The organism is Chryseobacterium sp. UNC8MFCol, assembly GCF_000482305.1.
Classification (GTDB): domain Bacteria; phylum Bacteroidota; class Bacteroidia; order Flavobacteriales; family Weeksellaceae; genus Chryseobacterium; species Chryseobacterium indologenes.
This window is the reverse complement of the sequence record NZ_AXUZ01000003.1, coordinates 622,134-643,197: the sequence shown is the minus strand read 5'-3', so window position 1 is coordinate 643,197 and position 21,064 is coordinate 622,134. Positions and strand designations below refer to the sequence as shown.

The following is a 21,064-nucleotide window of genomic DNA, read 5'->3' as shown; positions in this document are numbered from 1 at the left end:
TCTATAACAGGTTTATTTCAAACACTTATACAACTATTTAATTATCAATTAATTAACCTTTTGTTCACATCTATTTACCAGTACTAAATTAATTTTACAATAGTTAAAAATAAATTACTATTTGTAAACTTTCTACTTAAAATCCTCATTTCTCATGAAAACAAAACTATTCTCAATGGCAGTTATAATGAGCTGCTTTCTAGGAGCTCAAACCAAAAAAGTTCTTTTTATCGGTATTGACGGCTGCCGCTCCGATGTTATGATGTCAACCAGCATCCCCAACATCCAGAATCTCATCAATCAGTCCATCTACTCTATTGACGGGTTATGTGCGGCTACTACATGGAGCGGAAACGGCTGGAGTACAATGCTTACCGGTGTATGGCATACGAAACACAATGTGCAGGATAATAATTTTACCAATCCCAATTATGTCGGTTATCCCGACTTTCTGACAAGAGCGGAAAGCTACAATCCTAACCTGAGAACGATGTCCCTTGTCAACTGGGCACCGATCAATGATAAGATTATCAAAACAGCAGATGTCAAAAGCAATCTTGGAAGCGACCTTGCCGTGAAAAATGCGGCTGTGGCAGCCTTACAAAATGATAATCCGGACATTTTATTTGTTGATTTTGATGATGTGGACCACGCCGGACATTCTTATGGTTTTTCATCAGGTGTCCCTCAATACATTTCTTCTATCCAAACTACGGATGCTTACATCGGTGAAATTGTGAATGCTATGAAAAACAGGTCTACTTACAACAGCGAAGACTGGCTGGTAGTGCTTACGACTGACCATGGTGCTGTAGATAGCTCTCACGGTGGGGGAAATCTTTCGGAAAGAAATATTTTTACCATTTATTCCAATCCGGGATTCCTGCCTCAACAGATCAGCAAAACAACTCTGGAATCTAATAAAACGTTTAATCAGATCAGCTTTCCTTCGGGAACGTACGCCAAGCCTGCCAATCAGGTTCCTTTCAATTTTGGAGCTAATCAGGATTTTACTATTGAATTTTGGGTAAAACCCAACGCAAATTATTCCAGTGACCCGGTGATGATCGGAAATAAAAACTGGTCTAACGGAAAAAATAAAGGACTTGTAATCTCGGGATATTCCGGACAGACCTTTAAAATGAATATCGGAGACGGGGCCAACAGAATCGATCTTGTAGGAGGAAAAGTAGAAACCAATAAATGGAAACATATTGCAGCCAGTTTTGACAGAGACGGTCTTGTAACACTTTACGAAGACGGCGTTCATGTTACTTTTGCCAAAATGAATACCATTGGAAATATTGATTCCGGGCTTCCATTTACCCTGAATCAGGATGGGACAAATGTATACAGTCAAAATCTTGCTGCTTCATATAAAGATGTAAGAATCTGGAAAACCGCTCTTCCCAATGATATCATTGTCAACTGGGCCCATCAGGATATTACCTCTTCACATCCGTACTATTCTCAGCTTCTGGGGAACTGGAAATGTGATGAAACTTCGGGAAATACCCTTGCAGATTCAAGTCCAAATGCCAATAATATGACGGTAACAGGCTCACCAACGTATAGCGCCAACACCGTTACTACTTTTAAAATTTTTGATTATTCCGCAACAACCAGAGAAACGGATCACCTGCCAACAGTATTAAACTGGCTGTGTATCCCGGTACAATCTGCATGGGGCATTGATGGAATCAACAGAATACCGGTTTGTTCCAATGAATCTTTAGCGACAAAAGATATAAAGAAATCCACAGATTCTTTTACGTTATATCCAAATCCGGCTTCAACAGACATTAATTTCCGATACCAATCTGAAGAAAAAGAAGTGATGATCAAAATCACGGACACAAAAGGTTCGGTGATTTCAACGAAAGTTTTGAAGTCTTCAGGAGGATTTTATGACGAAAACATACATATTGAACATCTTCCGGCCGGAATATATTTCCTTACCATCATCGGAAACAGGATGTCAGCAACGAAAACTTTTATTAAGAAATAGAACAGTAAAGCAATTAGATTTAAATTTTGATATTAGAACAAGGATATTTCTATCCGAGTTCTAATATTTTTTTTCCTAAAGCTTGAGATCCAATTCCATCTGTACATCTACTCTATCATATCCGGCATTGGTAATGGGAATGTGTTTAAATCCTAATTTTTCATACAGCTTTATGGCAGGAACCAAAATGGAATTGGTTTCCAGAAATAATCTTTCAGCTTTTAATTCTTTTGCTTTTTCCACCAAAGCATTTCCAAGCAAATAGCCAATTTTCTTTCCTTGTGCTTTAGGGCTTACAGCCATTTTAGAAAGTTCAAAACTAAGCGGTTTATCGGTAGCTTTTACCAGAGCGCAAGTTCCTACTGCTTCTCCATTCAGTAAAGCAAAAGCGATATATCCGCCTTTATTTAAAATTTGTTCTTCCGGATGATCCAGCAATTTGTAATCGCCGGGTTCCATTACAAAAAAAGTTTTGATCCATTCTTCATTCAAAGCTTTGAAAGCTTCTTTATATTGAGGTTCGTACTCAATGATTTGTACTTCATTATATGTATCATTCATCACGATAGGGTTTATTATATTCTGTTTTTTATCATTTTTCCCAGTTTTTCAAGGTCACTTTCCACACGATCTGTCCATTCTAAAGCGTAATTGAGACGCATACAATTTTGGAACTGGTTGTATTGTGAGAACATTCTTCCGGGAGCAAAATTTACTTTCTGGCTGACGGCGGCATCGTACAAATCTTCAGTACAGATTCTTTTATCTAATTCCAGCCATAGCATAAACCCTCCTTTAGGTTCTGAAATTTTAGTATTATCGGGAAAATATTGGGTGACCGATTTCTGAATCTGAAGATAATTGGCATATAATTTCTTCCTGAACATTCTTAAATGGTGATCATATCTTCCATGTTCCAGGAAATCAGCAATCACATCTGAAAACAAAGAAGGGCCGGAAACGGTCTGCACAAGTTTCTGACGGATAATTTTATCCTTGAATTTTCCCGGAGCTACCCACCCGACACGAAATCCCGGTGCGAGTGTTTTTGAAACCGAACCTACCCACATCACAATACCGGCTTCATCATAAAATTTACATGGCTTCGGCCTTCCTGCTCCGAAGTAGATATTTCCGTACACATCATCTTCCACTAAAGGAACATTATACTCGGTAAGCATTCTCACGAGTTCTTTTTTATTCTCGTCCGGCATCTGGAATCCCAGCGGATTGTTATAATTCACGACAAAGCAGCATGCAGAAAGTTTGGGAAGTACTTTTTTCAATGCATCGAGGTCTACCCCTGTAATGGGATGGGTAGGAATTTCCACGGCTTTTAATCCTAATAGCTGAATGGCCTGAAGGATTCCAAAGTATACAGGAGATTCCACCGCCACACTATCGCCGGGTTGGGTAACCGCCATCAGGCAATTATACACCCCATTCATTGCACCGGAAGTAATCACCAGATCATCTTCTGTAATTTTTCCTTCCATGACGATGGACCATTTGGCAATTTCCCGACGAAGTTGTTCATTACCCTGTACCGGTTCGTAATTTGTTCCGCTGTCATGTTTCTTCTTTATTACATCAATCATACATTTCTTCATCTTGGCTACCGGAAGAAGGCTTTTTCCTGGAATACCAAGACCGAATTGAGTCATATCCGTACCTCCAATAGCTCCGAATACTTTACCGATAAGGTCTTCCGGAGATTTGTCTCCTTCATAAACTTTCATTTTGCCTACAGAAGGAAGCGCCAGTTTACGCTGTGAGGTCTGACTTACATAATATCCGTATTTGGGGCGGGATTCAACCAAAGAACGGCTTTCCAGCTCCATATACGCTTGTTTTACGGTATTCAGGCTGACATTATATAGTTTTTGGGCACTCCTCAGTGAAGGGAGCCTGTCTCCGAATTGCAGGGTCTCACTTTTGATCTGCTCGGTGACAGAATTCGCTATTTTAAGGTACAGGACATCTTTCAACATTGAATTACAGTTTTAAGTAAATGTACAATTTTATTCAGGCTTTATTAAAAATTAAGCCAGCTGATCATACTTGCGATACTGCTTTTTAACTGTTCCGGATCCCGGAAATTCGGATCTTTTTTCCTGTTGAACTCATTTTCGGCTTTTGAATAAAAGTTTTTCTTTTCCTGGTCTGAAACGGTATTTTTTGCCCATATTTTAAAGGAAATCTTCTCGTTTCTATTCAGAATAAGAGTTGCAAATAACACAATTTGGTTTTCTTTTTTAGCCAAAAGAAAGGGAATTCCGAAATCTGAACTGATTTTTGAGGTATTATGTACCTGCAGAAACATATTTCTCAACGCCAACATGTCTGAAATATATACTTCAGCATATTGAAGCTGTTCCTGATGTTGTGCAATTGTTTCCATAGTATTTATTCTTTAGCTTAACAAAATTATGGAGTATTCAAGTTTGGATACAGATACAGAATAAAACTATATTATGGGTACAGATATACTATTCCTTCCGTGATGCTATGGATTTAAGACTGATCTTAAGGGTTATGATGATGATTCAATTTTGATGGAGGTATAAATATTCCTCCCGGTCCTGAGACCTGTCCTTTAAAAAGTCTCAATAGATTCTCTTGTAACTAAAAAAACAAAAACCCTCCGTAATCAAATTACAGAGGGTTTTGTACCCCAGACGGGACTTGAACCCGTACGTCCTTGCGGACACAGGATTTTAAGTCCTGCGTGTCTACCAGTTCCACCACCAGGGCTGGTGTATGGTACAAAAAAAAGGATCTGAAAACAAATCCTGTCTTTTGTATAGTGCGGATGAAGGGACTCGAACCCCCACGCCTCACGGCACCAGATCCTAAGTCTGGCGTGGCTACCAATTACACCACATCCGCTGGTTATATTGATCTGTTTTCACAGATTCAAAATCATTTATCTTACAAATATAAGAATTTTTACCGAAAGAACACCTTCTATAAAAACAAAAAACCCTCCGTAACGACATACAGAGGGCTTTGTACCCCGGGCGGGACTTGAACCCGCACGCCAAAAGAGGCACAGGATTTTAAGTCCTGCGTGTCTACCAGTTCCACCACCAGGGCAGGTGTGGAGCGAAAAACGGGATTCGAACCCGCGACCCCAACCTTGGCAAGGTTGTGCTCTACCAGCTGAGCTATTTTCGCATAGTGCGGATGAAGGGACTCGAACCCCCACGCCTCACGGCACCAGATCCTAAGTCTGGCGTGGCTACCAATTACACCACATCCGCTGGTTTTTTATATTGTAAGTTTTAAAGAGCTTGCTTCGTTTTTGTGAGTGCAAATATAGGACAATTTCCCTTACCTCCAAACTTTTCAAAGAAAAAAATTAAAATTTTTAGTTTTTTTTTCACCGGCACCTATTATTACAATTGATTTTCTTACTTTTACACCGTTAATATTTACGATATGGAATTACAAGGAACGGTAAAGAAACTTTTTGATGCTCAAACATTTGCGAGCGGGTTTCAAAAGAGAGAAATGGTTATTTTGACCCAGGAACAGTATCCACAGCCGATAAACATAGAATTTTTATCTGATAAGATCAGTTTATTAGATAATCTTAGAGAAGGAGATAACGTAAAGGTAGGAATCAACATCAGAGGTAGAGAATGGGTTTCTCCTCAGGGTGAGACTAAATACTTCAATTCTATTACCGGCTGGAGAGTAGAAAAAGTATCAGACATCGCTTCAGAACCTACTCAGGCAATGCCTCAGCAATCTGCATCCCCAGTATCAAACGAGAATCCGTTTGCCGGAGATGACGATGACGATTTACCTTTTTAAATAGAGAATAAAGATCTAATATAAATCCTGCTTTTGAAGTAGGATTTTTTTGATAAAATGATTCGATTAGACGACAACGAGATTTCATTCCCCGACCCTGAGCTGTATGACGGCCATGACGGATTGATTGCCTACGGTGGTGATCTCTCTGTAGAACGTATTTGGTTTGCCTATCAACTGGGTATTTTCCCATGGTTTAACCCGGGAGAGGAAATTTTGTGGTGGAGTCCGGATCCGAGATTCGTTTTGTTTCCGAAAGAAATAAAGGTCTCCAAATCGATGCAAAAGATCCTGAACAGAAATGTTTTTTCTTTTTCTGAGAACCGAAACTTCAGAGAGGTTATCACCCACTGCCAGCAAGCGAGCAGAAAGGGGCAAACCGGAACATGGCTTTCCGATGAATTGATGGAATCATTTATCCGGCTTCATGAGTACGGACTGGCCAGAAGCATTGAAGTATGGCAGGGAAACGAACTGGTAGGCGGCTTTTATGGGTTACAGATCGGTAATGTTTTCTGTGGAGAAAGTATGTTTGCTAAAGTAAGCAATGCTTCGAAAGCCGGATTTATCCATTTTGTTGAGACCTACAAAGATACTATAGATTTGATTGACTGCCAGTCACATACCGACCATCTGGAAAGTCTGGGGGCAAGAATGATTCCTAAAAAAGAGTTTTTAAAAATTTTACACGACAATAATGAACGCAGATAAAGAAAAATGGGTACTTCTTATTCTCCTGAGTATTATCTGGGGATCTTCTTTTATTCTGATCAAAAAATCTCTTGAGCATTTTAATCCTTTTCAGGTAGGTGCTTTAAGGGTTCTGATCGCCGGAATTATTTTACTACCTGTCGCCATTTCAAATTATAAGCTTTTCCCTAAAAAGCATATCAAATGGCTGATTCTGGCAGCTTTCACCGGAAATTTTATCCCCATGTTCCTCTTCCCTATTGCCGAAACTGAAGTAAGCAGTAGCATTGCAGGAATTATTAACTCCATGATGCCTATTTTTGTGATCATTGTGGGAGGCCTTGTCTGGAAATTCGAAACAACCAAAAAACAGATCATAGGAACATGTATAAGCTTCGCCGGCGTCTGTATTCTTGCCTTTGGAGGAGGTGACAGCAGTGAATTTAAAATGATTCCGATCCTGTTGTTATTACTGGCTACTTTGTGCTATGCAATGAGCACGACAACGGTAAAATCAAAACTGATGGAAGTTTCTTCAGTGGTATTATCTTCTTTTATTTTCTCTTTCGTCTTGTTTTTACCTTCTCTGATTGCGTTAACCGGCACAGGATTTTTTTCAGAATTTACCCTTTCAAAAGACCTGCTGATGGGCTTACTGTTTGTCAGCCTGTTATCTGTTTTCGGTACAGGATTGGCAATGACGATGAACTACCGTTTATTAAAAGTCTCATCTCCTCTTTTTGCCTCAACAGTTACTTTAATTATGCCTATTGTTGCCATTATTTGGGGAATATTAGATGGTGAAAAGCTTACGTATATGCAATTTATCGGTGCCGGAATTATCATTGCCGGACTGATATTTTTACGGACAAATCCGAAAAAATAAATTTTATTTGTAAATGCCTATGTAAGTTCCACTACCCTTCTGGGAAAATTCATTGACGAGTATCATTATCAATAAAAAAATCCTGCAATGCAGGATTTTTTATGTTTAATTAAAATGTTTTAATCAATTTTTCTTTTTCACTCTGGCCTTCACCTTTTTAACCTCATCTTTGATAAACGGATATTTTTTCTGCATATCTTTAGCTAAAGACGGATCCAGGTCCAATGCTTTCTGAAGGGATTCGATTCCTTTGTCCTGATCTTTCAGGTTGAAGAAACAATTGCTCAACTGATAAAATAATTCTGCTCTGTAATGGTTTTTAACAGCGCTGTTCAGCACAGTTACCGCTTCCTCATATTCACCCAGAAGCATCAATACTTCGGAGTAAGCATACCAGTTGTAAAATCTTGAAGGTTCTGCATCTACCAGTTTTTTAAGACAGGAAAGGCTTTCTTCAAATTTCCCGGAATCAATGAATAAAAATGCTAATCTCTTCTGATAATCAAGATTGTTTTCATTCAATTGAGTGGCTTCTTTTGCAAAATGCAACGCTTCACTCATCCCTCCCATTTCTTCGTACAGATATGACTGTTCCATCATGGCAAGGTAAAACTGCGGATCTTCTCTTAAAGATTTCTGGAACGCATTCAATGCAACTATAGGCTGCTTTAATGCTTTATTACAAAGCCCAATTTTATAGAAAGTAAAGGCTTTTGTGTATTCCAGCTCAAGCATCTCTTCGTAGGTTTCGATAGCTTTCTGATATTGTCCTAAAGCTTCATAGCAGGCTGCCTTATTGGCGTATACTCCTACAGCATTTGAATTGATGGCCAATAAATAGTCATAGCCTTTTATGGCTTCATCATAATTTTTTCTGTTGAAGTAAAACTGACCGTATTCCAGCCACGCGGTTTCAGAATAAGAAAATTCATCCAGATATTCATTAAGAAAGGCAATAGCCTCCTCACTCTTATTAAGATCACTAAAGCACACCATACAGTTTTCTAATGCATATTCATCTGTAGGATCTTCTTTCAGTGCTTTTCTGTAATGTCTAAGAGCGTTAAAAGGATCTCCCAGATTCACATATTCATCTGCAATAAAGTTGTGAAGGAAGTTTTCTTCTTCCCCTAATGTCAAAGCTTGTTTACAAATTTCAATGGATCTTTTAGGATTTCCTAAACTCGAATAATACTTGGCGTAGCAAACCATAAAGTCGGTGTTTTCCATAGAGGAACCCTTTAGCTCATTGATAAGCCCTTTCGCCGTATTATATTCTTCCCATTCCAAAAGAATTTCAAGTTTTTTAATCTTGATATCTAAAGAATTGGGATGAAGCTTCAGGCCATAACTTACCGCCATATCAGCGTAGTTAAAGTCTCCAAGCTCCAAATAATAAACAATAATATCTTCTAACTCTTCGGTATCGAAGTAGAATTCATCATTGTTCTCCATCATTTCCTCGAACTTTTTTACAAGTTCATTTCCAAAATACTCTTCCAATAGTGTCCTCTTTGTCAGCCTGATGTTTGAAATTGCTTACAAACCTCGGCAAACTTTTAATTAATAATACATCTGAAACTGATATTCAAATATTTATGCAAAGTTGCAACTTTTTTTTGAATTATCCATTTCATAAATTTCTATTATAAAAATAGTAAAAAAAGAAAACAGATAAAAGAATTGTGGATAAAAAACTGAAATTGTGGTTAAATTTTGATTACGAGCCTCTTTCCAGCGGGTACCTCAGCATTCCAGATTGCTTCTATATCTTTCAGGTCAACCTCTTGTGTTTCTATTGTAATTTTTCCATCTGCTGCTGCCAAAAACATTTCCGGAATGATTTCTGAAAACAAGAGTGCAGATTCCTGCTTTGTCCAGCTTCCAAGTCCTGATCCTGAAATCTGAATATCTGTTCCTCTCAGGATCTGAGAAGATAATGGAATTGTATCGCCACTCATTCCTCCCACAGAGACCAGTTTTGTCTTATGAGAGAAAGTTCCGTCTCCTTTAAAAGCTGATAAGATCATCTCAACCGAATGACCCCAGATATAATCCAGTACAATATCAATAGGAGTTGAAGCATGAATATCCTTTATTTTCTGTTTAAAAGCTTCATCACTGAGTTGTAAAGAAACAGCCTCATCTGCTCCCAGTTTGTGCAGGGATTTCAGAGATTCTTCATTCCGGCCTGTAACAATAATTTTTTCTGCCCCGTATAATCTGGCAATCTGAATGGCTATTCTACCTGTGACCCCTGTAGCACCGTTGATCAAAACTACATCTCCGGGTTGGATGCCTGCTTTGAATTTTAACCCCATTGCGGAGCCCATTACTGCATTGGGAAGGGCTGCAGCAACGGAAAAATCCAGATTTTCAGGAACGGGAACTACAAAATCCCGATCTGCTACAGCTTTTTCTGCGACGGTTCCTTTTTTACTGAAAAAATAAACTTTTGTTCCGTTCTCCAGGTATCCTACTCCGTCTGAACCGATAATCGTTGGCTGATGTTCTTTGTTTTCCGTGGAATAATGTTTACCGCTTGCCCTTGCTTTGTCCAGGTTTTTAATAGAAGCTGCCTTTACTGACACCATCATTTCATCTTCTTGGATCGCTTCTGGCTCCGTAAAATCTGCATATTGAGGAATGCTTCCTTTTTCAAATACTACTGCTGCTTTCATTGTCTTTTTATTTTACTACAAAATTAGCTGTAGGGTATGCTGCAGAGCAATAACATTTGTTATCAATTAAAAGAAAGGAAGCACGGAGAGGGAAGCAACAGATTACACAAGTATAGTGATAGGGCGTCAGGTGATTAGTAATGCTCTATTATTCTTTGTCGCGTTGACACTTCTATATGAGCTTATTGTAAGGCCATTGAATGATTTTGTAACCTCTTTTCTGGATTCTTTGTGTAGGTTGTGATAAAATTTTTATCAATACCCTTCAGTTCTACATTGTCAGCCATAAACTTTCAGCTTCCAGCACCTGGCTTCCAGCCTAAGGAAGTCTTTCTTTCAATATCTTACTTTTTATTCTGCTCAAATGAACGGTGGTAATTCCCAGATAGGAAGCGATATAATGCTGAGGAACCCGTCTGATGATCTCCGGCTTTTCTTTGGTAAGGTTCAGATAGCGTTGCTGTGGCGTATCTTTAATAAATGAAAAGAAATGTTTCATATAATCGAAAACCCTTTCAAAAAGGGCATCCATAAACATCTTTCTAAGTTCAGGATTTTCATAAACCTCTTCAAGGAAAGCTTCTACATCCGGTTTTTTGATTTTATATACAACACAGGGGCCTATGGTTTCAAAAGAGACCATACTGGGCAATCCTTTTCTAAAGCTTTCCAGAGAAGAAAACATGGTATTTTCAAGAAAAAACTGGAAGGTAACGTCCTTTCCGTCATTATTATACCAGGCTCTTACTATTCCCTTTTCGAGATAATAGGCATTGCACGAGACTTCTCCTTCTTTCAGCAGCAGGGTTTTAGCCGGAACTTCCATGCGTTCAAAAGAAGCGAGAAATTTCCGCCATTTTTCTTTGGGAAAAGGAAACCTGCTTTTAATATGCTCAAACATCAGATGATACAAAAAAGAACGGAGCAAGTCCGTTCTTCTGTTTTATTTTTAAATTAAACTTTTAATCTTAGCGATGATATCATCACCCAGCTGATCTGCTTCTTCCTGAGATTTTGCCTCAGTATAGATCCTGATAATCGGTTCAGTGTTCGATTTTCTCAGGTGCACCCAGTTGTTTTCAAAATCGATTTTCACACCGTCTACTGTAGAAACATCTTCGTTCTGATATTCCTGCTCCATTTTGCTTAAAATAGCATCAACATCGATTTCAGGGGTCAGCTCTATTTTCTTTTTTCCCATGAAATAGCTTGGATATCCCGCTCTCAATTCTGAAACGGTTTTATTTTCCTTTGCCAGATGAGTAAGGAATAGTGCTACTCCTACCAAAGAGTCTCTTCCATAGTGTAAATCAGGATAAATGATTCCGCCATTTCCTTCACCTCCGATTACAGCGTTCTTTTCTTTCATCAAAGTTACTACATTCACTTCTCCTACGGCACTTGCAAAATATTCTGAATCGTGGGCGTGTGCCACATCTCTCAAAGCGCGGCTTGAAGAAAGGTTTGAAATGGCAGCTCCTTTTTGATGTTTTAATAAATAATCTGCTACAGCTACCAACGTGTATTCTTCTCCGAACATTTCCCCTTTTTCATCGATTAAAGCTAATCTGTCAACATCCGGATCTACCACGATTCCTAAATCTGCATTTTCTTTTTTAACCAACTCACAAATATCTCCTAAATGTTCTTTCAGAGGCTCCGGGTTATGTGGAAAATGTCCTGTAGGCTCGCAATATAGTTTTATGGTTTCACAACCGAGCTTATCCAGCAGCATTGGAATAGCAATTCCTCCTGTAGAGTTTACAGCATCCAGTACTACCTTGAATTTTTTTTCCCTGATGGCTTCAACATCTACCATCGGAAGGTCCAGAATCTGTTGAATATGAATGTCAAAAGCATCATCTCTTGTTTCGTAGGTTCCAAGATCATCCACTTCCGCATAGTTGAAATCTTCATTTTCTGCTAAAGCTAAAACATCAGCCCCGTTTTCACCACTGATGAATTCTCCTTTTTCATTTAATAATTTAAGGGCATTCCATTGTTTTGGGTTGTGAGATGCGGTAAGGATAATTCCTCCATCTGCGTTCAATTCTGGAACCATTACTTCAACGGTAGGTGTAGTGGAAAGTCCAAGATCTACTACATTAATTCCCAGCCCCTGTAAAGTTGCTGTTACCAGTGAAGATACCATTTGTCCTGAAATTCTTGCATCTCTGCCGATAACAAGTGTAAGGTCTTTTTTATTTTTATTATTCTGAAGCCAGGTTCCGAAAGCGGAAGCAAATTTCACCACATCAAGCGGAGTTAAGTTATCATTGACTTTTCCGCCAATCGTTCCACGGATTCCTGAAATAGATTTTATTAACGACATTATGTTTTTATATTTCTTTGTTGTTAGTATAATACTTTGTCCGAAACAAAGATACTTAAAAGAGTCTTAAGTTATAAAAGAGGAATGGCTTTTTGCATTTTATCATAGGTTTTTTTCACCACTTTTGGCGGGGCAAACCGGTAACCTACATATAATAAACCATACACATTATTATTTTCTACCGCCTGATTTTTCCTTTGTTCATAAGCTGAAGCTCCAAAGTTCATTTTTCCACCAAATAAAAAACGGTCTGTATTATATCCCACGTGAAGGCCTCCTTCCATTCTCATGGTAAAATACTGTGCGTTTTCTCTGATACCTCCTTCCGCGTTATTTTGAGAACTGGAGAACTTTCCTCCAAAGCCAAGAGCCAGATAAGGGGCAATATTTACTTTTTTTCCAATAACCCAATTATAGAAATAGCCTATATTGGCACCAATTTTATACTGAAACTCTTTATTTTTCTGCTCGTCTATAATATTGGAAAAAACAGTGAGGTCATAGTCTAAAAACGGAACCCAGCTTCCAGCGCTTTTCTTCTGCCACTCTCCCTGTGTATAAATACTTCTCGCGGAAAAATTTTTATTAAGAATATACGATGTGGATCCTCCGAAACTTTGCACTCTCAGATCGGGAAACTGGATGTGAGGATCTCTTCCTTCTGTCCATCCGGGAATAAAGTCCTGCATATTTTCAAGGTAGAATCCCTTGACATTTTTGTAATAAAGGTTCTGGATAAACCGATTCGGAAAAAATCTAAAACTGAAGTCTGTATAGGAACTGTTCCCTTTCAGTTCATTATCTCTGTTATCGGGAAAAAAGCGTGGCGCGAATGAAACGGTTGCACTGATGATTTTGTAATCAATGGACAAGGATATTTTTGTTTTATTGTTGATGGAAAATATCTGCTTGTTTTCATCTCTGTTTTCTCCTTCAGAAAAAATATAGCTTTCAATATTGGTATCCAGATTGGCACGGATCATCACCTGATCGGCGTATGACTTCACCAAAGCGGTATCTATCTGAGCTTGTACCTTAGCGATCCATAGAAGAAAGAAGACAATGAGTCCTGCCTGTGAAAGATTCAATATGAATATTTTAAATTAAAAAAATGAAATTACAACATTTTTTCAATTTTCCGATGAATCAGATGTTAAGAACAGCCACAATCTTTATCGCAGCTGCTTCTTTTGGAGCTGAATTTCTTTGGGGCGAAGTTCTTTTTAAGTACTTTAAATAAAGAGTAACAAGCAAATGCCACAATTAAGAATACCAGAACATATTGAAAAACAAGTGAAGAATCCATTACTTTAAAATTTGATATACTATCATCGACACAAAATATGCCAAACCTGTCATCATAGCCAACTGGAAGCCGGTCCATTTCCAGCTTTTCGTTTCTCTGTAGACTACTGCCAGTGTGGAAGCACACTGCATTGCAAATGCATAAAACAGAAGCACGGAAATACCTGTGGCAAAGCTGAATACCTTTTCGCCATTCGGTTTCACATCTCTTCTCATTTTATCGATTACTTTCACCTCCGGAGCATCATTTTCAAGGCTGTACAACGTAGACATTGTTCCTACGAACACCTCTCTGGCTACGAAACTTGTAAGGATACCTACTCCCATTTTCCAGTCGTACCCTAATGGTGCAATCACCGGTTCTATACCCTTACCCATTTTTGCTAAATAGGAATGATCGAGCTCAACATTACTTGCCACGAACTCAGTAGGTTTCTGTTTTGGTCCGAAATAACTCAGGAACCAGATAATGATACTGACAATAAATATAATTTTTCCGGCTCCGGTAATAAAGTCCCATACTTTTCCCAAAACCATTTTAAAATCATATCCGAAAAGTGGTTTTTTATAAGCAGGAAGGTCCATTACCAGATAGGTTTTACCTTTATTTTTAATAAATCTCTTAAGGACTGCTGCTGAAAATAATGCAACCAGGAAACCCAGTAAGTACATGGCCATCAGCACCAGTGCTTTATATTTTATTCCCAAAAATGATCCTTCAGAAATGATCAATCCTATAATAATACTGTAAACCGGAAGTCTGGCAGAGCACGTCATGAACGGTGTTACCAATATCGTCAATAGTCTTTCTTTAACGTTTTCAATGTTTCTGGTGGAAATAACGGCTGGAATAGCACAGGCTGTTCCGGAAACAAGAGGTACAATACTTTTTCCGTTGAGACCAAAAGGACGAAGCATTCTGTCCATCAGGAATACTACTCTGGCCATATATCCGGAATCTTCCAACAAATAGAGGAAATACAAAAGAATTCCGATCTGAGGGGCAAATACTACAATTCCTCCAATTCCGGGAACAATTCCGTTTGAAATCAGTGAATTGATGGGGCCTTCCGGAAGATGTTCTGTTGTAAAAGCTGCCAGCCAGGAGAAGAAATCTTCAATCCAGCTCATGGGATATTCGGCAAGGAAAAATACACTCTGGAAAATAACCAGCAGAATGGCTAAAAAGACAACATATCCCCAGAATTTGTGAACCAGAACTTTGTCCAGCTTTTCTGTGAGAAGTTCTTTAAACTGAGGTTCTTTGGAAATGACATCCTCCAGTATTTTATCAACATTCTGATATCTTCTGACCGTTTCCTGAACCTGTAATCTTTTTGGGACCAGGCTTTTGGCTTCAGAACCCTGAAGTTGCTCCATTACGGATTCTATTCTTCCAAGGTCTGTTCCTAATGAAAGGCTCATCCAGGCTTTATACTCGTTGGTAAAACCCTTATGAGAAGCTAATTTTTGGATAAAATCTCTATGCTCGTTTGGAGTTTCAAAAGAAATTGTATCTGTTTTTACAAATTCATTGTTGAAGATACTTTCTTTTACTTCATCAATTCCAATATGTTCTTTTGCGTTGGTTTGGATGATTTTGATTCCCAGGGCTTCAGAGAACTTCTGAATATCTATGGTAATTCCTCTTCTTTCTGCCTGGTCAATCTGATTGACGATCAGAATCATTGGAATTCCAAGATCCTGGATCTGCTGGAACAAAAGAAGGCCTCTTTTCAGGCTTAATGCTTCAAGAATATAAACAACTCCTGCATAGTTTTCCTGTTCGTCGATCAGGTATTTTGAGAAAATGGCTTCGTCCTCAGAGCTTGGATATACACTGTAGGAACCCGGAAGGTCAATAACCTCAACTTCTTCATTTTTATATTCATAGTTTCCCGAATGGCTAGCCACGGTAACCCCGGCATAGTTTCCGGTTTTTTGCTTTTTGTTACAAAGTGTATTGAAAACCGTCGACTTTCCTACATTGGGATTCCCCACCAGAAGGATCTGTTTTTTCTTATTTGCCTGCATTAATTCAATTCTTCAACGATGATATAATCTCCCTCTTCTTCACGAAGGGCAATACGGCTTTTTTCTGCACCAAACTCCACATACATGGGCCCATTGAACGGGGCCTGATATAAAATCCTGAAAATCGTCTCCGGAAGAAGCCCCATTTCGATAATTTTATTGGGCATTTTCAGATGGTCATTATCATATCCCAATATCTTTCCTATTTTATTTTTAGGAAATCCACTCAATTTATGTAATCCTTTCTCTATCAAAGCCAAAATTTTTGTCCTGCAAATATACGTTATTTAAATTTAATCTAAATAACGTTTTGACTATGAAAGAAATCACCCCAAATACATTGCTGTATCTGGGGTGACTTGAAATATAATTTAGTTGATATGAATGCTTATTTTTTCTTTTTATCAGAGGCCTGATCTTTTTCTATCGGATTATCATTTGCATTGTAGAAATCTTTGTATTGCTTTTCCTGCTTCTTCATCATGTCACCCACTGTTCCGTCCATTCCCGGTATTGTTTTGGAAAGCATTTCCTGTGTCATCATTGGTCTTACAGAAGCAAAAGGGTCATTTTTGAAATCACTGAAAGTTTTTTCAAATTTCTCTTTTGATAATTCGTTCACTTTTCTGGAGATTTTCATCATATTTTCAATGTAGGAAAACTCTGTGTAGTCTTTTATTTTCTTGTTACCCTGTAGTACCCAGGAATAATCTTTGTTTTCATCTTCAATTTTTACAATGAGCCCCGGAAGTCCGTAAAATTTATAGGGTCCGTCCTGGAAAGGAATATCTGTTGTAAACCAGGCTGTCCATTTTCTTCCCCCAAATTCAGTCGTTGCTTTTTGAGTATTGTATTCCCCTATTTTTTGTTTATCGCCAAGAATATTCCAATTGAATTTTAAATCTTCGCTATATCCGATTGTTGTTGGAGTAAAACCATTTGCAATTTTATCGACATACTGCACCTTCATGCCGGGATATGTTTTATAAATTTTTGCTGAAATCTTAGGCGTTTTAAGAGATTTAGAAAAGTCTCTCATCATTCCCGACTTCTTAATGGCCTCCATTTCTATTTTCATTATAGAGTCCTGTGCTATCACCGTGTAATCCTGATAAACAGACCTGTTTTTATCCGTTATATCCAGAATGGTAATGACCTTATCCAGCTTCGCTGAATCTTTCTTGGGTTTAAAAGTCAGCTCATAAAAGAATCGGTTGGCCGTTTCTTTGTTGTCCTGTGCATTGGCAAAGGCAAAAAGAGTGATAAGAAATATTGAGAACAGCTTTCTCATTGCATCAAGATTTTCTTAATTAGTACTCCTATGTATTATTTTGTTACAGTTTATTAAAAAAATTATTTCAGAGATGGTTCCGGGAGGTTGATATTAAAAAATTTATGATTCCGTTACGACATTTTCAGATTTAAAAATTCTAACTTTATGTACCTAAAAAACAAAATATTATGGATACCTTATCTCAATTAAAATCCGAACTGGAAGGAGAATTTCAAACGACTAAAAAATTCATTGACCTTTTTCCTGAAGGGAAAAACGACTATGCTCCTCATGAAAAAAGCATGAAGCTCATGCCATTGGCAACACATCTGGTAGAAGTTTTTGAATGGCCTAATACAATTTTAAATACTTCAGAACTTGATTTTGGCAAAGGGGAATACCAACCGACCCAACTTTCTACAAAAGAAGACCTTATCAAAAAACTGGATGACAGTTACCAGGCCGGAAAAGCAGCCTTGGAAAAAGCAACAGAAGACAACCTGAATCCAAGCTGGACGATCAAAAATGACGGCCACGAGCTGGCGAGCTGGAGTAAATATGGAGCAATTCGCCATGCGTTGAATCAGATTACCCATCACAGGGCTCAGCTGGGAGTGTATTACAGGCTGAATAACATTCCTTTGCCCGGAAGTTATGGCCCGTCTGCAGACCAGCAAAGCTTTTAGTATCAATATATCTCAAAAAAACCAATCCGTGCGGATTGGTTTTTTTTTATTTAAAATTGAATTTTACAGTAAACATCACCTGACTTGGACGAAGCTGCATTGTTGTTTGGGTAACGGTTGCATCGCCAACAGTGATTCTTTCAAATACTTTTCTGTCTGCAATATTCATCCATTTAAGCTCAAAATCAACTTTTTTCTTGGCCCAGCTGAATTGATAGGATACATCAAAGAAGCCGTTGTTTAATTTTGTATTTCCTAATTTTGAATTGATCTGGTCCCAATAAAAGCCGATGGTATGGTTCTCCAGCGGATAAAAGAATACATTTAAATTATGGGTGTACCCTTCCGTTTTTCCAAGATCATTCTGAATAATTCCGTTAGATTGCTTATTCCAGGATTTTGTCATATTAAAGTCTACACTCATCCATGAGAAATAGGTATTATTGAACTTAAACCCTAACGTATTGGCATTGTTCTTTGTATTGATGTCTTCATTATTTCTTCTGGATTGGGACTTTGAGTCTGTAGTATTAAAGGTTACGGAAGCATTTGTTTTAAATTTAGGAAAATACTTTCCGATTTCTGCATAATAAGCATTACTTGTCCTTTTATTTTCACGTTCAATATATTCGATAACGCTAAATCCCAGTTCATTGACTGCACTGGAGGCCAATAAATTATTTTTGACATCACTTAACCTGTAACCCGCATTGAAGAATAGATTATTTAACGGATTTCTATACTCGAGCCTCAGCCCTCCGCTTTTGGTATTCGTTTGTGGTATAGGGTTTTTAGGATCCATTACATTAAATCCTCCGGGGCTGGTTAATATATATCCGGCGTAAGCGGTTTGAATATCCCCGAAGTTGTTGCTGATACTTCCGTTCATACTGGCTTTAAAGAAAGAAGCAAAGGAATACTGGGCAAAAATATTAGGTGTAAATGTCACCTTATTCAAAGATTTTGAAACATTTCTGAGTGGATCTTCTGCTTTAATATTATTAAAGTTGACCGGAAAATTAGAAAATAACATCCAGGCTTCAGATTTATAATTGATTCCCAGTGAGGCAGATGGATTGACTCTTGTAAATTTAAGATCATTCTCATATGCTGGGCTGGTAAAATCCGGGCTGTTATTGATCGTTGTACCGTCAAAATTGGTTGTCAGCTTATCTGTGGAGAAATCAATTCCGACTTGTGGAGTAAACGTCCAGCCTTTCGTTGAAAAACTGATATTTGCAGAATGCGACGTATCCAGGCTTTTGATTCTGAACGTCTGCAAAGCACTACTACCGGGTGCAAATTTAATCGTTGTAAGTTTAGTACTATCTTTTTCTTTATAGGGAAACTGCAGATAATTGGCCGGTGATATTTCTAATACTTGTTTATCGTTTTGGTAACTGATATATGATTTTAAATTTACCATTTTCTCCTTCCACGGAATGATCGTGCTTAAAGAGTTTTGAAAAGAAGAAGTTGGTGATTCCAGGGCTTCATTTCCATACCTGTAGCCCGTTTTATCATTTCTTTCTGCAAAGGCTCTGTCTGCATTCCAAAACTGAGAAAATGTGGTTGTATTTTTAAAGAACCCTTTTTTTGCATTTTTAGTAAATATCAATTCTCCTTTTAATTTATCTGTATAAAAATTATTCAAAAATCTGGTGTTATACTGAGTTCCCTGCTGGATATCAGTGTTGATACTGTTCGATTCTCTTTCTACTGCATTATTGGTATAGTTGGCATTTGCTTTCAGTTCCCATTCTTTCTTTTTATCGATGTTGGTAAGATAGTTGGCAGATAGGTAATGAACACTGTTCATCAGGTATCTTTTTACCGGAAGGTCCGGTGTGCTGGCATTTTCTACGCTTAACCAGTTATTCTGGGAAATATTGGTTCTTTTTCCTTCCCAGCTGCTTCCAAATGCAAGAATATTTCCCTCACTTTCTACCTGTTCACCCATATTATTGGTTTTGTAATTGACAACCCATTGGCTTTTCTGCCCAAAAAACATAGGTGTTAATTTTACATTCCAGAGCCAGGGATCTCCAAAACCGGTTCCCACTTCTCCTCTTCCCGTCATCGTTACGGAGTTTTTAAGCTTAATATTGATGGCTGCCTGGTCCGAAGGAACTTTGTCCTGAAGAATTTTTACAGGCTGGTGGTTTTCCAATACTTCCACTTTCTGTACGGCATCTTTGGGAAGTGAGTTGTTGATGGTACCGTATCCACCTTCCATAAGGTCTTTTCCGTTGACATAAAATTTATTGATTGCATTTCCCTGATAGAGGATCGTTCCGTCTTTATTCACTTCAATCCCAGGAATTTTTCGCATAACATCTGCCAGTGTTCTGTCGTTTTTACTGTTGAAGGCTTTAAGGTCATAAGAAATAGTATCTCCTCTGGCGGTAATCATTTTGGTTTTTAACTGGACTTCCTTTATTTCTGTAGCTTCAGACTGCATTTTAAAGTTCAGGGTCTGATCACTGTTGCTGATCTGTCTGATGACAGATTTTTGGTTGAAAGCTTTCACTTTCAGGTCTACATTAGCTTCTCCTGATGTGAAGGTTACTTTGTATTCACCTTTAGAATTGGTAATGCCGTACGCTAAAATTGCATCTTTACCCGGCTCTTCGATGGTAACACTTGCACTTGGTATTGCTACCCCATCATCATCGGTGATCTTTCCTGAAACAGTTTTTTGTGCCAAAGTCAGTATACTGAAGAAAAATACCAGAAATAAAGAAATAATTTTTTTCATAGTTATTATTTGCCCAATTAGTTAATCATTATTGTTTTTCGTTACACTTTTTTTAAAGATCTGTTTTATCGTTAAAAGTTAAATCAATATCCCTATAAAAATAGTTATATTTTTTGTAAAGCAGTGGGAAATAGGAAATCGGGCTTTCCTTTTAAAATTTGATTAAAAAGCCCTTCGTTCCCAGCCATCAAAATCACAAATTAATGAAATAATAAATTTATAAAAACCACATTTACAAGAAGTTAATATAAATGCAAAAAAAATACATTATTTCCAAAAATTAATAAAATTTTGTCGATTTCCATTTTTCCAAACTATAATTAAAATTACCTCCCAATACATTTAATTTTTATCATTTATCTCTCTGTTTGTGTTGATTTTATCAACAATTACAGGACTATAGGATTTAATTAAAAGCAATACTTTTGTATCAGAATGGATTTTTATTCATCTCAATTGTGTTTTTGCCCTGTAATTTTATTACAGGGTGTTTTATTTGTACAATAATGCTTAGAGATATGCACAAAATTTTAGTATTTGTAACCATTTTGAATAGTTAAATCTGATTTGAATCATAGATTAAAAGAAAATT

The 21,064-nt window shown here is 37.8% G+C and carries 18 protein-coding genes and 5 tRNA genes; 6 read left to right on the top strand and 17 right to left on the bottom strand.

What is annotated here, in order from left to right; all coding sequences use genetic code 11:
- The first annotated feature begins 154 nt into the window (after positions 1 to 154).
- The gene (locus M030_RS0103090; RefSeq protein WP_027372199.1) at positions 155 to 2,008 is read left to right on the top strand and encodes an alkaline phosphatase family protein; all 1,854 of its coding nucleotides are present in this window, start codon (positions 155 to 157) and stop codon (positions 2,006 to 2,008) included.
- Positions 2,009 to 2,083: 75 nt separating this feature from the next.
- On the opposite strand, the gene M030_RS0103085 is transcribed toward M030_RS0103090, so the two are convergent.
- The 8 genes from M030_RS0103085 to M030_RS0103050 form a co-directional block, all read right to left on the bottom strand.
- Complete coding sequence (locus M030_RS0103085; RefSeq protein ID WP_027372198.1) at positions 2,084 to 2,569, bottom strand: GNAT family N-acetyltransferase; 486 nt, start codon at positions 2,567 to 2,569, stop codon at positions 2,084 to 2,086.
- A 14-nt stretch (positions 2,570 to 2,583) separates the two neighbouring features.
- On the bottom strand, positions 2,584 to 3,999 hold the full coding sequence (locus tag M030_RS0103080; RefSeq protein ID WP_027372197.1) for a PLP-dependent aminotransferase family protein: 1,416 nt from the start codon (positions 3,997 to 3,999) through the stop codon (positions 2,584 to 2,586).
- Between the two features lie 44 nt (positions 4,000 to 4,043).
- Positions 4,044 to 4,409, bottom strand: coding sequence for a hypothetical protein (locus tag M030_RS0103075; RefSeq protein WP_027372196.1), 366 nt, complete (start codon positions 4,407 to 4,409; stop codon positions 4,044 to 4,046).
- A 269-nt stretch (positions 4,410 to 4,678) separates the two neighbouring features.
- Positions 4,679 to 4,762, bottom strand: a tRNA-Leu gene (locus tag M030_RS0103070).
- A gap of 53 nt (positions 4,763 to 4,815) precedes the next feature.
- Positions 4,816 to 4,897 (bottom strand) — tRNA-Leu (locus M030_RS0103065).
- 123 nt (positions 4,898 to 5,020) lie between these two features.
- Positions 5,021 to 5,104 (bottom strand) — tRNA-Leu (locus M030_RS0103060).
- Positions 5,105 to 5,109: 5 nt separating this feature from the next.
- Positions 5,110 to 5,185, bottom strand: a tRNA-Gly gene (locus M030_RS0103055).
- A 4-nt stretch (positions 5,186 to 5,189) separates the two neighbouring features.
- Positions 5,190 to 5,271: transfer RNA gene (locus M030_RS0103050), tRNA-Leu, on the bottom strand.
- 178 nt (positions 5,272 to 5,449) lie between these two features.
- Between M030_RS0103050 and M030_RS0103045 the strand changes: the two genes are divergently transcribed.
- Genes M030_RS0103045 through M030_RS0103035 form a run of 3 tightly spaced genes read left to right on the top strand, consistent with a single transcriptional unit; the run spans position 5,450 to position 7,403 of the window.
- Positions 5,450 to 5,827: a DUF3127 domain-containing protein gene (locus M030_RS0103045; RefSeq protein ID WP_027372195.1), complete on the top strand. Its 378-nt coding sequence runs from the start codon at positions 5,450 to 5,452 to the stop codon at positions 5,825 to 5,827.
- Between the two features lie 57 nt (positions 5,828 to 5,884).
- Positions 5,885 to 6,538, top strand: a complete 654-nt coding sequence (aat, locus tag M030_RS0103040) for a leucyl/phenylalanyl-tRNA--protein transferase (protein ID WP_027372194.1) — start codon at positions 5,885 to 5,887, stop codon at positions 6,536 to 6,538.
- On the top strand, positions 6,525 to 7,403 hold the full coding sequence (locus M030_RS0103035) for a DMT family transporter (protein ID WP_027372193.1): 879 nt from the start codon (positions 6,525 to 6,527) through the stop codon (positions 7,401 to 7,403). The genes aat and M030_RS0103035 overlap by 14 nt, the downstream gene beginning before the upstream one ends.
- Before the next feature lie 123 nt (positions 7,404 to 7,526).
- On the opposite strand, the gene M030_RS0103030 is transcribed toward M030_RS0103035, so the two are convergent.
- From M030_RS0103030 to M030_RS0103010, 5 genes are all read right to left on the bottom strand, one after another.
- On the bottom strand, positions 7,527 to 8,906 hold the full coding sequence (locus tag M030_RS0103030; protein ID WP_027372192.1) for a tetratricopeptide repeat protein: 1,380 nt from the start codon (positions 8,904 to 8,906) through the stop codon (positions 7,527 to 7,529).
- 206 nt (positions 8,907 to 9,112) lie between these two features.
- The gene (locus tag M030_RS0103025; RefSeq protein WP_027372191.1) at positions 9,113 to 10,084 is read right to left on the bottom strand and encodes a zinc-binding alcohol dehydrogenase family protein; all 972 of its coding nucleotides are present in this window, start codon (positions 10,082 to 10,084) and stop codon (positions 9,113 to 9,115) included.
- A 319-nt stretch (positions 10,085 to 10,403) separates the two neighbouring features.
- Positions 10,404 to 10,985 (bottom strand): Crp/Fnr family transcriptional regulator, encoded by a 582-nt coding sequence (locus M030_RS0103020; RefSeq protein ID WP_027372190.1) that lies wholly within the window; start codon positions 10,983 to 10,985, stop codon positions 10,404 to 10,406.
- A 48-nt stretch (positions 10,986 to 11,033) separates the two neighbouring features.
- Entirely contained in the window at positions 11,034 to 12,416 is a 1,383-nt protein-coding gene (gene glmM, locus M030_RS0103015; RefSeq protein ID WP_027372189.1) for a phosphoglucosamine mutase, read from the bottom strand.
- A 71-nt stretch (positions 12,417 to 12,487) separates the two neighbouring features.
- On the bottom strand, positions 12,488 to 13,504 hold the full coding sequence (locus tag M030_RS0103010) for a DUF4421 family protein (RefSeq protein WP_027372188.1): 1,017 nt from the start codon (positions 13,502 to 13,504) through the stop codon (positions 12,488 to 12,490).
- Between the two features lie 23 nt (positions 13,505 to 13,527).
- Here M030_RS0103010 and M030_RS25975 point away from each other — a divergent pair, with 23 nt between their 5' ends.
- Positions 13,528 to 13,656 carry a hypothetical protein gene (locus M030_RS25975; RefSeq protein ID WP_262483294.1) on the top strand — a complete coding sequence of 43 codons (129 nt, stop codon included), beginning with the start codon at positions 13,528 to 13,530 and terminating at the stop codon, positions 13,654 to 13,656.
- A gap of 65 nt (positions 13,657 to 13,721) precedes the next feature.
- Here M030_RS25975 and feoB read toward each other — a convergent pair whose 3' ends face one another.
- The 3 genes from feoB to M030_RS0102990 form a co-directional block, all read right to left on the bottom strand.
- Positions 13,722 to 15,755, bottom strand: coding sequence for a ferrous iron transport protein B (feoB, locus tag M030_RS0103000; RefSeq protein WP_027372187.1), 2,034 nt, complete (start codon positions 15,753 to 15,755; stop codon positions 13,722 to 13,724).
- Positions 15,755 to 16,009: a ferrous iron transport protein A gene (locus M030_RS0102995; RefSeq protein WP_051584857.1), complete on the bottom strand. Its 255-nt coding sequence runs from the start codon at positions 16,007 to 16,009 to the stop codon at positions 15,755 to 15,757. Before M030_RS0102995 ends, feoB begins: the two co-directional genes overlap by 1 nt.
- A 134-nt stretch (positions 16,010 to 16,143) precedes the next feature.
- Entirely contained in the window at positions 16,144 to 17,046 is a 903-nt protein-coding gene (locus M030_RS0102990; protein ID WP_027372185.1) for a GLPGLI family protein, read from the bottom strand.
- A 170-nt stretch (positions 17,047 to 17,216) separates the two neighbouring features.
- On the opposite strand from M030_RS0102990, the gene M030_RS0102985 reads away from it, so the two are divergent.
- Complete coding sequence (locus M030_RS0102985; RefSeq protein WP_027372184.1) at positions 17,217 to 17,714, top strand: DinB family protein; 498 nt, start codon at positions 17,217 to 17,219, stop codon at positions 17,712 to 17,714.
- Between the two features lie 46 nt (positions 17,715 to 17,760).
- Here M030_RS0102985 and M030_RS0102980 read toward each other — a convergent pair whose 3' ends face one another.
- The gene (locus M030_RS0102980; RefSeq protein WP_027372183.1) at positions 17,761 to 20,472 is read right to left on the bottom strand and encodes a TonB-dependent receptor; all 2,712 of its coding nucleotides are present in this window, start codon (positions 20,470 to 20,472) and stop codon (positions 17,761 to 17,763) included.
- Positions 20,473 to 21,064: the final 592 nt, after the last annotated feature.